The organism is Vreelandella aquamarina (assembly GCF_020075495.1).
Lineage (GTDB): Bacteria > Pseudomonadota > Gammaproteobacteria > Pseudomonadales > Halomonadaceae > Vreelandella > Vreelandella aquamarina_A.
This window is the reverse complement of record NZ_JABYQT010000002.1, coordinates 235,804-249,380: the sequence shown is the minus strand read 5'-3', so window position 1 is coordinate 249,380 and position 13,577 is coordinate 235,804. Positions and strand designations below refer to the sequence as shown.

10 protein-coding genes are annotated in these 13,577 nt (G+C 60.7%); 3 read left to right on the top strand and 7 right to left on the bottom strand.

From position 1 onward, the window contains the following. Window positions 1-13 precede the first annotated feature (13 nt). From tldD to HW452_RS03750, 7 genes are read right to left on the bottom strand one after another with little or no spacing between them, the layout of a single operon-like run. Window positions 14-1,465, bottom strand: coding sequence for a metalloprotease TldD (gene tldD, locus HW452_RS03780; RefSeq protein ID WP_224104769.1), 1,452 nt, complete (start codon window positions 1,463-1,465; stop codon window positions 14-16). Beyond that, window positions 1,465-5,334: a YhdP family protein gene (locus HW452_RS03775; RefSeq protein ID WP_224104768.1), complete on the bottom strand. Its 3,870-nt coding sequence runs from the start codon at window positions 5,332-5,334 to the stop codon at window positions 1,465-1,467. Before HW452_RS03775 ends, tldD begins: the two co-directional genes overlap by 1 nt. 3 nt (window positions 5,335-5,337) lie before the next feature. Then, window positions 5,338-6,801: a ribonuclease G gene (rng, locus tag HW452_RS03770; RefSeq protein ID WP_224104767.1), complete on the bottom strand. Its 1,464-nt coding sequence runs from the start codon at window positions 6,799-6,801 to the stop codon at window positions 5,338-5,340. Window positions 6,802-6,857: 56 nt separating this feature from the next. After that, window positions 6,858-7,475, bottom strand: coding sequence for a Maf family protein (locus HW452_RS03765; RefSeq protein ID WP_224104766.1), 618 nt, complete (start codon window positions 7,473-7,475; stop codon window positions 6,858-6,860). A gap of 2 nt (window positions 7,476-7,477) precedes the next feature. Continuing rightward, window positions 7,478-7,966: a rod shape-determining protein MreD gene (gene mreD, locus HW452_RS03760; RefSeq protein WP_224104765.1), complete on the bottom strand. Its 489-nt coding sequence runs from the start codon at window positions 7,964-7,966 to the stop codon at window positions 7,478-7,480. Continuing rightward, window positions 7,966-8,907: a rod shape-determining protein MreC gene (mreC, locus tag HW452_RS03755; protein ID WP_224104764.1), complete on the bottom strand. Its 942-nt coding sequence runs from the start codon at window positions 8,905-8,907 to the stop codon at window positions 7,966-7,968. Before mreC ends, mreD begins: the two co-directional genes overlap by 1 nt. Before the next feature lie 24 nt (window positions 8,908-8,931). Next, the gene (locus HW452_RS03750) at window positions 8,932-9,969 is read right to left on the bottom strand and encodes a rod shape-determining protein (protein ID WP_018915723.1); all 1,038 of its coding nucleotides are present in this window, start codon (window positions 9,967-9,969) and stop codon (window positions 8,932-8,934) included. A 232-nt stretch (window positions 9,970-10,201) separates the two neighbouring features. On the opposite strand from HW452_RS03750, the gene gatC reads away from it, so the two are divergent. From gatC to gatB, 3 genes are all read left to right on the top strand, one after another. Then, window positions 10,202-10,489: an Asp-tRNA(Asn)/Glu-tRNA(Gln) amidotransferase subunit GatC gene (gene gatC / locus HW452_RS03745; protein ID WP_224104763.1), complete on the top strand. Its 288-nt coding sequence runs from the start codon at window positions 10,202-10,204 to the stop codon at window positions 10,487-10,489. An 80-nt stretch (window positions 10,490-10,569) separates the two neighbouring features. Next, window positions 10,570-12,030, top strand: a complete 1,461-nt coding sequence (gene gatA, locus HW452_RS03740; protein ID WP_224104762.1) for an Asp-tRNA(Asn)/Glu-tRNA(Gln) amidotransferase subunit GatA — start codon at window positions 10,570-10,572, stop codon at window positions 12,028-12,030. Further along, window positions 12,030-13,484 carry an Asp-tRNA(Asn)/Glu-tRNA(Gln) amidotransferase subunit GatB gene (gene gatB / locus HW452_RS03735; protein ID WP_224104761.1) on the top strand — a complete coding sequence of 485 codons (1,455 nt, stop codon included), beginning with the start codon at window positions 12,030-12,032 and terminating at the stop codon, window positions 13,482-13,484. Before gatA ends, gatB begins: the two co-directional genes overlap by 1 nt. The last annotated feature ends 93 nt before the right edge of the window (window positions 13,485-13,577 follow it).

The following is a 13,577-nucleotide window of genomic DNA, read 5'->3' as shown; positions in this document are numbered from 1 at the left end:
CCACCGGCCTCAGTCACGACTGGGTGCCACCGACGGTCAGCTCATCGAGTTTCAGGGTGGGCTGGCCCACCCCTACCGGCACTCCCTGGCCCTCTTTACCGCACACGCCAACGCCGGTATCCAGCGCCATGTCGTGGCCGATCATGGATACCCGCCCCATCGCCTCCGGGCCATTACCAATCAGCGTGGCGCCTTTCACCGGCGCCGTGATCCGCCCATCTTCGATCAAATAGGCTTCGCTGGCCGAAAACACGAACTTGCCCGAGGTGATATCCACCTGACCACCGCCAAAGCTGACGGCATAGAGGCCGCGCTTGACACTCTTGATGATATCTTCGGGCTCATCCTGGCCTGCCAGCATGACCGTGTTGGTCATTCGCGGCATCGGCAGGTGAGCAAAGGATTCACGCCGAGAGTTACCGGTGGGGGCCATGTTCATCAGCCGCGCATTGAGCTTGTCCTGCATATAGCCGGTCAGGATGCCATCTTCGATCAGCGGCGTGTTCTGCCCCGGCGTACCTTCGTCATCGATGCTCAGCGAGCCACGCCCATCGGCAATGGTAGCGTCATCCACAATCGTTACGCCCTTTGCCGCCACGCGCTGGCCCATGCGTCCGGAAAACGCCGAGCTGCCCTTGCGGTTGAAATCCCCTTCCAGGCCATGACCGACTGCCTCGTGAAGCAGTATGCCCGGCCAGCCCGACCCCAGCACTACCGGCATCTGGCCTGCCGGGGCATCAACCGCCTCAAGATTCACCAGCGCCTGGCGAACGGCCTCCTTGGCGTAGCGCTCGGCCACGCCTTCATCGCGCAGCCGAGCCATGGAATAACGTCCGCCGCCACCTGCGCCGCCACGCTCGCGGCGGCCGTTCTTGACGGCAATCACGCTGACGTTGAAGCGTACCAGTGGACGAATGTCCGCCGCCAGGGTGCCATCACTTGCCCGCACCAGCACGACTTCGTAGGTACCGGAAAGCGAAGCACTCACCTGAGTCACGCTTGGGTCAGCAGCGCGCGCCACGCGGTCGGCTTCTTTCAGCATGGCGACCTTCTCCTCGGCACTCAGGCCGGCAAGCGGATCGACACCTGCATAGAAAGACGCCGCTCTGACCGGCTGGATATTCTGTCCAGGCAGGCGCTTGCCGCTACGCACGATACCGGATGCCGTTCGCCCGGTATCCTCGAGAGCATCGGCGCTGATCTGGTTGGAGTAGGCAAAGCCGGTCTTTTCACCAGCCAGGGCGCGTACCCCCACCCCGCCATCGATGTTGTAACTTGCTTCTTTTACTTCACCATCTTCCAGCACCCAACCCTCTTGCCAGGTACGTTGAAAGTACAGATCGGCATAATCCACGCCAGCACCCATGGCGTATCCAAGGCCTTTATCAAGCCCATCAAGATCCAGACCGCCCGGAGTAAGCAGAATGGAAACGGCGGATGCTATATCGCTGTTCAGTGCGGTCATTAGGGACCTTCTAAGGTAACCTGCGGCGAGGTCCAGGGACCTTGCACGCGATAATGAATGGTCGTTGCTCGATCCAGCGCATCACCCAACAGCTGGTCGGCAATGAACAGAGCGCCCCCGACTACCGGGGCACCTACCGCTACGGCGGCAATGGGCAGGGTTTGCGTTACCGGCAATACCACACCAAGGCGTTGATCCAGCTCCTGGCGCAGCAAGTTCACGCTGCCGGTCAGCTCCAACTTGGCGGCGGGCGCTTCGATTTTCAATGGCCCACGCAGCCTCAGTTGACCATTGGCAACGTCTGCCGAGCCGTACACTCTATCATAGGCCGTGCCCTCTCCGGTCATGTCGGAAAAATCCAGACGCAAGCGGCGCAGAATATTGTCGAGATTGAGCAGCCCCACCAGCCGTACCGGGGCCGACTCAAGCATGACGAACCGGCCATCACGTACGTCAACTTTCATTTCGCCTTCGGCGCGGCGCAGCTCAAACTGCCACGGCGCACCCGCCCAGCTCAGGTTGGCGGCGGCATCGGTTTGACGGCTACGCATTGCCACGGGTTGATCCAGCCGCTCGAGCGCAGTACCCACATCCCCCCCCTGAAGCGTCAGATTGGCGCGGGTACGACTATGTAAGGCATCGCCTTCCCAATGGAGTTCACCGCGAGCGGAAAGCTGCCCCAGAGTAAGCCCCACCGGCGCCAGCGCCAAACGCTGGCCATCGGTGTGCCAGTATGCAGAGAGCGGCCCAAAGCGGCGCTCGCCCATGCCGATCTCTGCCAGCCGCAGACGCCCATCAGGTACGCTGGCAAGCCAGCCGGGTATGCCCCGCGGGGAAGCCTGGTCCGTATCCACGGCGTGCAGCCATGATTCAGGCAGGGCGTCAGCCTCGTGTTCGGTAGTGGCCATGTCAAGCAGCCGATCCATGGCCAGCTGTTCAATGGTAATATCCAGCGGATAGCGCGCTGCGGGTTGATACTGAACATGCCCGGCTACCAGATCGCTCTCGACCGCCGCACTCACCTGGCCACCTTGGACACGCCCACTGAGCTCCACCGCGCCCACGCAGGTCTGCTCATGGACAAGGCAATCAGTATCGAGCGCTATCTCGAGCGGCGGTACATCACTCAACAGCTCCCCGCCCCCTTGCTTTTCACTACGCTCATCACCCCCTTGTGACACAAGCGGGCGGAGAGCCTGCTGCCATTCCATGGGATCAAGACGCGCAACGCGTGCCGCAATGCTCAGCCCCGCCTGCGACGGCCACGCAGGCGCCTCCACGTCAGCGCCTGCAACGTGTAAATTACCGGCCAATGCATCAGGGCGATTGACAAGACGCAGATGCGCCTTATCCGCCAGGCGGCTCTCCACGTGCTGGTTCTCGAAATTGGCGTCGAGCGTCCAGGGCCAGGGCTCCCCGGCGCGTTTGGCAAACGGTGCCGGCAGGTGGCTCGCCACTCCTCGCAACTGGCTACTCAGCCTCAGCGCAGGGGTCGGCTCAAGGGTAACCCGCCCTTGCCACTCGATGTCTCCTTCCACCATCTCGCGCCCCTGGTCGGCAGGAATATCGGCCAGTGCCAGCAGTGAACCCACTCGGGTATGCCCGCGAAGCATGATACCCTCGCGCTGGGTGTGCATATCGGCGCTTACCTCACCGCCCAGCAACTGCCCATGCACACTACCTATCAGCGCCATGCTGTCGGCATGCTGCTGCCAGGTGAGCTGGCCTTCGACGGATTTCAAGGCGGCATCCAGCGGGGTGTAGAGAATACGTGTAAAAACCGGGGTGGCACTGACTTCAAGCTTCAGCGCCTCTGGCGCCTGCAGAGGCAGCGACAGGGCAAGCTTGCCATCCACGCTGCCCTCGGCTTCCAGATCATCAAGCAGGCTCATGTCCATGTCGGGCATGGCCTTTAGAAAAGCAATGAGCGAGGCGCCATCGCTATGCAGGTCTCCCGAGACGTTGAGAATTTCATCTTCCAGGGTCAGCTCGCCCCGAGAAGCCGTCACGCCATGGCTCTGGGCATGGTCTATCTGGGCTTCAAGCACCTGGTGCTGCCAACGAAGCCGCCCTTCGACCTCCTCCAGATGCGGCCATTGCGGCGCAATCGGCAGACGGCCCTGGGCAACTTCCAGGGCAAGGGTAGCCGATATGTCATCGGCGGTAATATCCTCGCCAAGCGGCAGGCTGAGCCTTAGCGAGCCATGGGGCACCTTGCCGCTGATATCGTCCAGTAGCCAGTCGCGCAGCTCCGCGTCAAATGCCTTCAGCGGAAGCCAGTGCGCCAGCGGACGATCAAGCGCATCGACATTGGCGAAATCGATATCCAGGCCGAAGTGACCGCCGCGCTCGCCAGCCACCAGGCCAAAGCCACCGCTGACCTGGGCCCCGTCCCAGTCGACGTTGAGACCGCGCCCGCTGATCATGGTATTGGGGCCATCGTAGACCCACTCCACGATGCCATCGGCATGCTGAAGCTGCATGGGCGACAAGAACAGATCAGGAAAGTAGAGCGTACTGTCACCGGCGCTACTGAACGTGACGCGGCCGCGAAGGTCCCTTGCCTGCACCCAGGCGTCCAGCGGCCCACCGCCGGGCGCCTGCTCCCAGGGCGATACCTCAAGGTTGGTCAGCGCCGCATCGACACCCCAGCGGTCTTCGCTTTGCCCCAGGCGCAGCCCCTGTACTTGCCCCCGAGGGGCGAGCGTCTGCAGCACCCGGGTCACCGATTCGGGTAGAAAGACGTAATCGCGCCAGGCCGTCAGCGAGGCGAGTTCGAAGGCGCTGGTGCGTAGCTCCCACTCTCCCGGCTGGTGAGCGAGATACCAGTGGCGCGGCAAGGCCGGCCCCTCCACCGCGCCAGCAGGCTCTGCCCACTCGACGCTCTGGGCATCGCCACTCAACCAGGCCTCACCGCCATCGCCATCACGCTGCCACTCGCCATGGGCTTCGATATCGCGCAGCACGGCATACTCAACATCATGGCGCAGCATCAGTTGAGGAATCTCAATTGCCAGTCGCGACTCCTGAAGCTTGCCTGCCTGCCAGCGCCCCCATAGGCGCGCATCGCCCCCGGCCTGCTCCAGATAGGCGACGTGATCAGGACGAAATACGTCGACAAGCTTGCGCAGTTGATCGAACTGCACCTCGAGCTTGAGCGTGGCAGAAAAGTCATCGACCCCGTCTGGGCCGGGCGTCATCTCAGCCAGCAGCTGGGCCGCCGGCAGTACGGAATCCGCCTGACCAGAGCGGGCTTCAAGAATATCCACCTCCCCTTGCAGGTAGGCGCCCTGGGCATTTCCCGTGAGCAGCAAGGTCTTGGCATACAAGGTGGCGCTGTCCTGGCGGCCATGCAGCATGACCCGGGTATCGTCTACCCAGATGCGCTGACGCAGCAGCCATTCGGTCCAGGCATCGATACGGGCAAGATCCACATCGGGTTCGGGGGTCATATAAAGCGGCAGCCGCGCCGGCGCCGGCCATTGCCACGTTCCACTCTCGTCCTGGAAGAGATGAAACTCGGTACTGCGCAGCCTGACGTCGCTGAAAATGGGTAGCAGGCTGCGCAGTGAAGCGACCATATCAAGCCGCAGCTCGGCCTGGTCAAGCGACAGTAACTTCTGGCCACGCGGGGTCGTCACGTCAAGACCATCAAGCGCCAGTACCAGCTCGCGACGCGCAAACGACACCGATAGATGCTCGATCTGCACCGGGGCGCCTACCTGGCGCTCCAGCCAAGCCTCGAGTCGCGGCGTCAACGAATCTACCTGGCTAAAGGCTAGCCTAAGCAGCAGCAGAGTGACCGCTGTGAACCCCAGTACGCCAGCCAGCAGAATCAGGCTCCAACGCCTTAACGAACGGATGGTCATGAATCACATCAACACGATGTCGTATTGTTCCTGTGAATAATGCTGCTCTACCTGGAAGCGAATGGTCTTGTTGATGAAGGTTTCCAGATCGGCCACCGCGGCAGACTCCTCATCCAGCAGCCGATCAACCACCGGCTGGGAAGCCAGCACCATGTAGGTTTCCGGGCTGTAGGCGCGCTCTTCACGCAGGATTTCGCGGAAAATCTCGTAACAGATGGTTTCCGGCGTCTTCAACGTTCCGCGCCCGCTGCAGGTAGGGCAGGCTTCGCACAATGTCTGCTCGAGGCTCTCTCGGGTGCGCTTGCGGGTCAGTTGCACAAGCCCGAGTTCGGTAACGCCGGTGCACTTGGTCTTGGCATGATCGCGCTCCAGCGCCTTTTCAAGCACGCGCAGCACCTGCCGCTGGTGCTCCAGCTCCACCATGTCGATGAAATCGATGATGATGATCCCGCCCAGATTGCGCAGGCGCAGTTGGCGGGCAATCGCAGTGGCCGCCTCCAGATTGGTCTTGAAGATCGTCTCTTCGAGATTGCGATGCCCCACGTAGCCGCCAGTATTGACATCGATCGTGGTCATCGCTTCGGTCGGGTCGATGACCAGATAGCCGCCAGACTTGAGCTGCACCTTGCGTCCGAGTGCTTTCTGGAGCTCATCCTCGACGCTGTAGAGATCGAAGATGGGCCGCTCGCCGGGGTAATACTCGATCTTGTCGACCGCGTCTGGCATGAACTCCTCGGCAAACTCGACCAGCTTGACGAAGTTCTCGCGAGAGTCGATACGCACCTTTTCGATCTCGTCACGCATGACATCGCGCAGGGTGCGCATGAAAAGCGGCAGATCGTCATAGATGACGCTGGGTGGCGCGGCAGTCACCTTGCGTTCGGCAACCTTGCGCCAGATACGCAGTAGAAAGTGCATGTCGCCGGCAAGCTCTTCATCACCAACGCCCTCTGCGGCCGTGCGCACGATGAATCCGCCGCTTACCTCAAGAGTCTGCTCGGCGATGCTGCTGTCCAGCAGGGCCTTGAGGCGTTCGCGCTCACGCTCGTCTTCGATACGCTGGGAAACTCCGTGATGAGGAGAATCCGGCATGTAGACCAGATAGCGCGAAGGGATCGATAGATGAGTCGTCAGACGCGCGCCCTTGGTACCAATCGGGTCCTTGGTGACCTGTACCACCAGCGACTGCCCTTCATGCAGCAGTTGTCCGATGGTCTGCTGCTCCTCACTTGGCGTGCCTGAGGGCATGACCTCATGGGCGTGAATGAATGCCGCGCGCTCCAGACCAATATCGACAAAGGCAGCCTGCATCCCAGGCAACACGCGAACTACCCTGCCTTTGTAGATATTGCCCACGATCCCACGTCGCCGCGAACGTTCGATAAGCGCTTCCTGCAACACCCCGTTCTCGACGAGCGCAACGCGGGTTTCCATTGGCGTCAAATTGATGAGGACTTCACCGCTCATGCAAAATTCCTTCTTGATTCACGTATTCCACGCCAGTCATGCAGGCAATAAGACGACTAGGTGTGCGAGTTATAATGCCCCATCCAGATAGGCACCCCCTGTTGATGCAGCAACTGCGCCGTTTCATGAAGCGGCAAGCCAACCACGGCGGAGTAGCTGCCCTTGATCGCTTCGACGAACACGGCTGCCAGTCCCTGAATGGCGTAGCCCCCGGCCTTGTCGGCAGGCTCACCGGTCAACCAGTAGCGGTCGATCTCCTGCGCCGTTATCCTGCGCAGGGCGACGTCAGTACTTACGCAGCGGTAAAGAACACCGCAAGGCCCGGTCACCGCTACCGCCGTCACCACCTGATGGGTCCTGCCCGAGAGCCGGCGGAGCATGGCGGCGGCGTCACTGGCATCGACAGGCTTCCCCAATATAGCCCCATCTATCACAACGGCGGTATCAGACCCTAGTGTGGGCAAGGGGGTATGGGGTATAGCAGCGTTTGCCTTGGCGATGGCCAACCGGGTTACATAAGCAGTGGCCTGCTCCCCCGGGTACGGTGTTTCATCCACGTCACTTGGCAGAACACTCACCGGCACGCCGATGGAGGCAAGCAGATCTCGCCGCCTCGGAGACGCCGATGCCAGACACAGCACGGGGCTTGCCCCTTGAGGCGATGACGAGTCCATTCTCAAGGTCCGAGCAAGCGTTTTTCAAGCGCCTTGAACATGGTAGCAAGCCATGGCCATAAAAAGGCGCTGATCAAGGAGGGAATCAGAAAGGAGAGATGGATCGAGAACTCGCCGGTCAAGGTACGCAGCCACTGCTCGACCAGTTGCACAAGACCCAGCAGCACCAACACCAGTACCGACTGCTGCACCAGCGAGTAGGCTCGAAAACGCGGATAGACCAGCGCACACAGAAATGCCAGTAGCGACAGTATCAATGCATGCTGACCGAGCGCGGTACCTTCGATCAGATCCAGCAGTACACCCAGCACGAAGCCATGAAAGACGCCGACACGATCAGGTACGCGCATGCACCAGTAGATCAGCATCAAGCCAATCCACTCCGGGCGAAATACCTGCCAGCCTTCGGCCAGAGGCATTACCTCCAGGCAGAGCGCCAGCACCAGGCTGAACCACACGACCACCAGCGGTATGACGGGAACACGCGCCATCAGCGCTCCTCCTCAGCATCGGAAGGCTCGACCGGCGCCAGCCGCTGGGCAGCGTGAATAGCGTTTGCCGAAATATCCATGGATTCGTCCCAGATTGGGTCGTCCACCTCTTCGCGCGGCGGCGGAAACAGCAGCAGAAAATGCCGCGCACGCTGAAGCTGCGCGGTGGGTTCGGCAGTCACCCGGGCAAACGGCTGACCGGGGTCGTGATAGACCTCGGTCACGCGAGCCACAGGGTAGCCTGGTGGAAAACGCCCGGCAAGACCGGAGGAAGTGAGCAGATCACCTTCACGGATGTCGGCGGTATCCGGCACGTGCAACACGTTCACGCTGCCATAGCGCCCCGCCCCCTGAACGATAAAGCGCAGACCGTTGCGATTGACCTGTACAGGCAGTGCATGACTGGCGTCAGCCAGCAGCAGCACGCGGCTCGAGTAGGCGGAAACGGCGGTGACCTGCCCCACCAGCCCGAAGGCATCGATGACTGGCTGCCCTACATAGGCTCCGTTACGATGCCCACGATCAATCACCATCTGGTGACTGAAGGGGTCGTTATCCAGAGAGAGCAGCTCCGCGGTAATGTAGGGAATCTCGCGCCGCTCACCGGCCTTCAACAGCTCGCGAAGTTCGCTGTTTTCGGCGGTCAGGTTGGCCATGCGCTGGCCACGATGGGACAGCGTAAGAATCTGTTCGCGCAGCCGACGATTCTCGTCAACCAGCGCCTGCTGGTCGGACAGCGCAAGCGCCCCCCAATTCAGCAAGTCGCTAGGCACGCTAACGACCCACTGAATAGGCGCAACAACCATTGTCATCTGGGCGCGCACGTCTTCCATGCGAGTGAATCGATGGTCGGCAAACATCAAGGCGCTTGCCGCCACTACGCAGAAAAACAACCGGTAGCCCGGCAGCGACCCGTGTGAAAATAGCGGTTTAATAGGCAATACCCCGCGATAAACCGCTACAAATCAATCGCTTGAAAGCAGCTCAAACGTATGCTGATCGATCATTTCAAGCGCTTTACCACCACCTCTGGCAACGCAGGTCAGCGGATCTTCGGCCACGATGACCGGAAGGCCCGTCTCTTCGGCGATCAGCTTGTCGAGATCGCGCAACAGCGCACCGCCGCCGGTCAATACCAGACCGCGTTCAGCAATATCCGAGGCAAGCTCCGGTGGTGACTGCTCGAGCGCGCTTTTCACTGCGGCAACAATCGAGCCCAGCGTCTCCTGAAGCGCTTCGAGAATCTCGTGAGAGTTCAGGGTGAAGCTGCGCGGAATGCCTTCAGCCAGGTTACGCCCACGCACGTCGATCTCGCGCAGCTCGCCACCCGGATAGGCACAGCCGATCTCTTCCTTGATCCGCTCGGCGGTTGCTTCACCAATCAAGCTGCCGTAATGACGGCGCACGTACGCGGTGATCGCCTCATCAAAACGGTCACCGCCTACGCGTATGGATTCTGAATAGACTACGCCATTGAGTGAGATGATGGCGATTTCAGTGGTACCACCACCGATATCCACTACCATCGAGCCCTGAGCCTCCTCGACCGGCAGGCCCGCGCCAATGGCCGCGGCCATGGGCTCTTCGATCAGGAACACTTCCCGGGCACCAGCGCCTTCGGCAGACTCACGAATGGCGCGTCGCTCCACCTGGGTGGACATGCAGGGTACACATACCAGCACGCGCGGGCTGGGCGTCAGAAAAGTGCTCTGATGAACCTTGCGGATGAAGTGCTGAAGCATCTGCTCGGTGACGGTGAAGTCGGCAATCACGCCATCCTTCATCGGCCGAATGGCAGTGATATTGCCAGGTGTGCGCCCCAGCATGCGCTTGGCGTCGGCACCTACCGATGCCACGCTACGCATATTGCCGGATTGGCGGATGGCGACTACGGACGGTTCATCGAGCACGATGCCACGACCGCGTACATAAATCAGTGTGTTGGCCGTACCCAGATCGATCGACAGATCGCTGGAAAACAGCCCCCTCAAACGTTTGAACATGGATGTTGTTACCTAGTGCAGACCGGGAACCCTGTGCGGATGCAAACGGTATCACCGCAACCCCCTGGCAGCAAGCACGAGTCGCGCTGGACACTGCCCGCGAAGGCTAAAATGTGGTACCTTTTACGGCTATTTTCCACGTCTGATACTCAAGACGTTTTTTCGATGACTGACTGTATACCGCACAAAGCGGAATATGTTCCATCACGTTTTAAGCGAGGAAATTTCGATCATGGCGCTTGAAGAATCTCATGTGCGCCGGGCCGCGCACCTGGCCCGACTCGCCGTCAGCGATGACCAAGCCACTGGCTTTGTAGACGATCTAAGCCGCATTCTGGACATGGTCGACCAACTGCAAGCCATTGATACTGAAGGCGTCTCACCACTCGCCCACCCACTGGATGCGACCCAGCGCCTGCGTGCCGACGAAGTAACGGAAACCAATCAGCGCGATATCTTTCAGCGCTGTGCTCCGGCAGTGGAAAACGGCCTGTACCTGGTTCCCCGTGTCGTTGAATAACGACGTGAAGAAAACATTCCAGGGTTTTCAAGCCGCTGTTTTCATACCTTTCTTTCGTTCCCGAACGGAGCATTTGGGTCATGCACGATAAAACGTTAACGCAACTTGCGGCCTCTCTAAAAAGCGGCGAATTTTCCAGCCGCGAACTGACCGCGCACTTTTTGCAAAAGATCGAGAAGGCCGACAGCAAGCTCAACAGCTTCATTACGGTTACCGGCGAGCAGGCACTCAAGCAGGCAGAAGCAGCCGATAACGCGCGCGCCGCTGGCGAGACGGGGATCTTGACAGGCATTCCGCTGGCGCTGAAAGACATTTTCTGCACCCGGGACGTCAAGACCAGCTGCGGCTCCCGGATGCTGGACAACTTCATCGCCCCTTATGATGCCACCGTGGTGGAGAAGCTCAATGCCGCGGGCACCATCAGCCTGGGCAAGACCAACATGGATGAGTTCGCCATGGGCTCCTCCAACGAAAACAGCCACTATGGCCCGGTCAAGAACCCCTGGGATCTGACCGCCGTCCCTGGCGGAAGCTCCGGTGGCAGCGCCGCCGCCGTAGCCGCAGGCCTGGTGCCGGCCGCCATGGGCACCGACACCGGCGGCTCGATCCGCCAGCCAGCGGCGTTCTGCGGCATTACCGGCCTGAAGCCCACTTACGGGCGCGTTTCGCGTTATGGCATGATTGCCTACGCTTCGAGCCTGGATCAGGCAGGCCCCATGGCGCGCAGTGCCGAAGACTGTGCGCATTTGATGAATGTGATTGCCGGGCATGATGTACGCGACTCGACAAGCGTTGCCCGCGGCGTGCCGGACTACACCGACACCCTGAACGCGCCGCTGTCAGGCCTGAAGATCGGCCTGCCCAAGGAGTATTTTGGCGACGGCCTGGACCCTGACGTGGAAAGCGCCGTACGTGAGGCGGTCAAGGTATACGAATCGTTGGGGGCAACGGTACGCGAAGTCAGCCTGCCGCACACCCACTATGCGATTCCGGCCTACTACGTGATCGCCCCGGCCGAAGCCTCCTCGAACCTTTCCCGGTTTGATGGCGTGCGCTTTGGTCATCGCTGCAAGGACCCGGTCGATTTGATCGATCTCTACAAGCGCTCCCGCGCCGAAGGCTTCGGCGAAGAGGTCAAGCGCCGCATCCTGATCGGCACGCACACGCTGTCCGAAGGCTTTTTCGACGCCTACTACACCAAGGCTCAGAAGGTTCGCCGCCTGATTCGCCAGGACTTCCTCGATGCCTTCGAAGATGTCGACGTCCTCATGGGCCCGGCCTCGCCGACCCCCGCCTTTGATCTCGGCGCCAAGAAGGACCCGGTGTCGATGTATCTTCAGGATATCTACACCATCGCCGTCAACCTGGCCGGCATTCCCGGCATCAGCGTGCCGGCGGGTCTCGCCGGTGGCCGTCCTGTCGGACTGCAGATTCTGGGCACTCACTTTGCCGAAGCGCAACTGCTCAACGTGGCGCATCAGTACCAGCAAGCAACGGATTGGCACCTTCAACTTCCTGCCTTCGCCGAGGAGTACGCCTGATGCAATGGGAAACCGTAATTGGGCTTGAAGTCCACGTTCAACTCGCGACCCGCTCCAAGATCTTCTCCGGCGCGTCCACAGGATTTGGCGCCGAGGCAAACACCCAGGCCTGCGCGGTTGATCTGGGCCTGCCGGGTACGCTGCCGGTGCTCAACGAGCAGGCGGTGGCCATGGCCGTACAGTTTGGCCTGGCGGTACACTCCGAGATTGCCGAAGTATCGGTGTTCGATCGCAAGAACTACTTCTACGCCGACCTGCCCAAGGGCTATCAGACCAGCCAGATGTATCACCCCATCGTCGGTCCGGGCGAGGTAGAGATTACGCTTGAAGATGGTACCAACAAGCGTATTCGTATTCACCATGCTCACCTGGAAGAGGATGCGGGCAAGTCGCTGCACGAGGACTTCATGGGCATGACCGGCATCGATCTGAACCGAGCCGGAACGCCGCTTCTGGAAATCGTTTCCGAGCCGGACATGCGCAGCGCCAAGGAAGCGGCCGCCTACCTCAAGGCGATTCACTCGATTGTTACCTATCTGGGCATTTCAGATGGCAACATGGCCGAAGGCTCCATGCGCTGCGACGTTAACGTATCGGTGCGCCCGAAAGGGCAGGAAGCCTTCGGTACGCGGGCGGAAATCAAGAACGTCAACTCGTTTCGTTTTGTCGAGCGCGCCATCGCCTTCGAGGTGGAGCGTCAGATCGAGCTGATCGAAGATGGCGGCAGCGTGGTTCAGGAAACCCGCCTGTTCGACCCCGAACGCGACGAGACCCGCAGCATGCGCACCAAGGAGGAAGCCAACGACTACCGTTACTTCCCCTGCCCGGACCTTCTGCCCGTGGTACTGGACGAAGCCTATCTCGATCACCTGCGTGGCCAGCTGCCGGAGCTTCCGGCGGACAAGCGTGCACGCTTTCAAAACGAGCTTGGCCTGTCAGCGTATGATGCCAGCGTACTGTCCGCCAGCCGCGAAATGGCCGAGTTCTTCGAGGAAGTCCATCACGTGTGCGGGGATGCCAAGCAGGCGGCCAACTGGGTGCAGGGCGAGCTTGCCGGCGCGCTCAACCGTGAAAACCTGAGCATTACCAACAGCCCCATCTCGGCACGCCAGCTGGGTGAGCTGGTCAGTCGGGTAGTGGATGACACCATAAACGGCAAGGCGGCCAAGCAGGTCTTCCAGGCACTGTGGAATGGCCAGGGCGACAATGCCGATGCCATCATCGAGTCAAAGGGCCTCAAGCAGGTGACCGATACCGGCGCCATTGAAGCCATGATCGATCAGGTCATCGCCGAAAGCCCGGCCCAGGTCGCCCAGTACCGTGACGCCGAGCCGGACAAGCGCGGCAAGATGATCGGCTACTTTGTCGGCCAGGTCATGAAAGCGTCACGCGGTACGGCCAATCCCCAGCAGGTCAACGGGGTGCTCAAGGCCAAGCTCGACGCCCTGCTGTAAACCGCGTCTATCTCAGGCAGCAAACTCGGGCAGCAACTCGGGCAGCAAAAAAACGGCGACCCGCGGGTCGCCGTTTTCGTGGCCTACGCTTGA

What these genes read in the sequence shown, in the direction of transcription:
- rng (WP_224104767.1), bottom strand. Translation starts at nt 6,801, where the DNA reads ATGAGCGGTGAAGTCCTCATCAATTTGACGCCAATGGAAACCCGCGTT.
- gatC (WP_224104763.1), top strand. Translation starts at nt 10,202, where the DNA reads ATGGCGCTTGAAGAATCTCATGTGCGCCGGGCCGCGCACCTGGCCCGA.
- tldD (WP_224104769.1), bottom strand. Translation starts at nt 1,465, where the DNA reads ATGACCGCACTGAACAGCGATATAGCATCCGCCGTTTCCATTCTGCTT.
- HW452_RS03765 (WP_224104766.1), bottom strand. Translation starts at nt 7,475, where the DNA reads ATGGACTCGTCATCGCCTCAAGGGGCAAGCCCCGTGCTGTGTCTGGCA.
- HW452_RS03750 (WP_018915723.1), bottom strand. Translation starts at nt 9,969, where the DNA reads ATGTTCAAACGTTTGAGGGGGCTGTTTTCCAGCGATCTGTCGATCGAT.
- HW452_RS03775 (WP_224104768.1), bottom strand. Translation starts at nt 5,334, where the DNA reads ATGACCATCCGTTCGTTAAGGCGTTGGAGCCTGATTCTGCTGGCTGGC.
- mreD (WP_224104765.1), bottom strand. Translation starts at nt 7,966, where the DNA reads ATGGCGCGTGTTCCCGTCATACCGCTGGTGGTCGTGTGGTTCAGCCTG.
- gatB (WP_224104761.1), top strand. Translation starts at nt 12,030, where the DNA reads ATGCAATGGGAAACCGTAATTGGGCTTGAAGTCCACGTTCAACTCGCG.
- gatA (WP_224104762.1), top strand. Translation starts at nt 10,570, where the DNA reads ATGCACGATAAAACGTTAACGCAACTTGCGGCCTCTCTAAAAAGCGGC.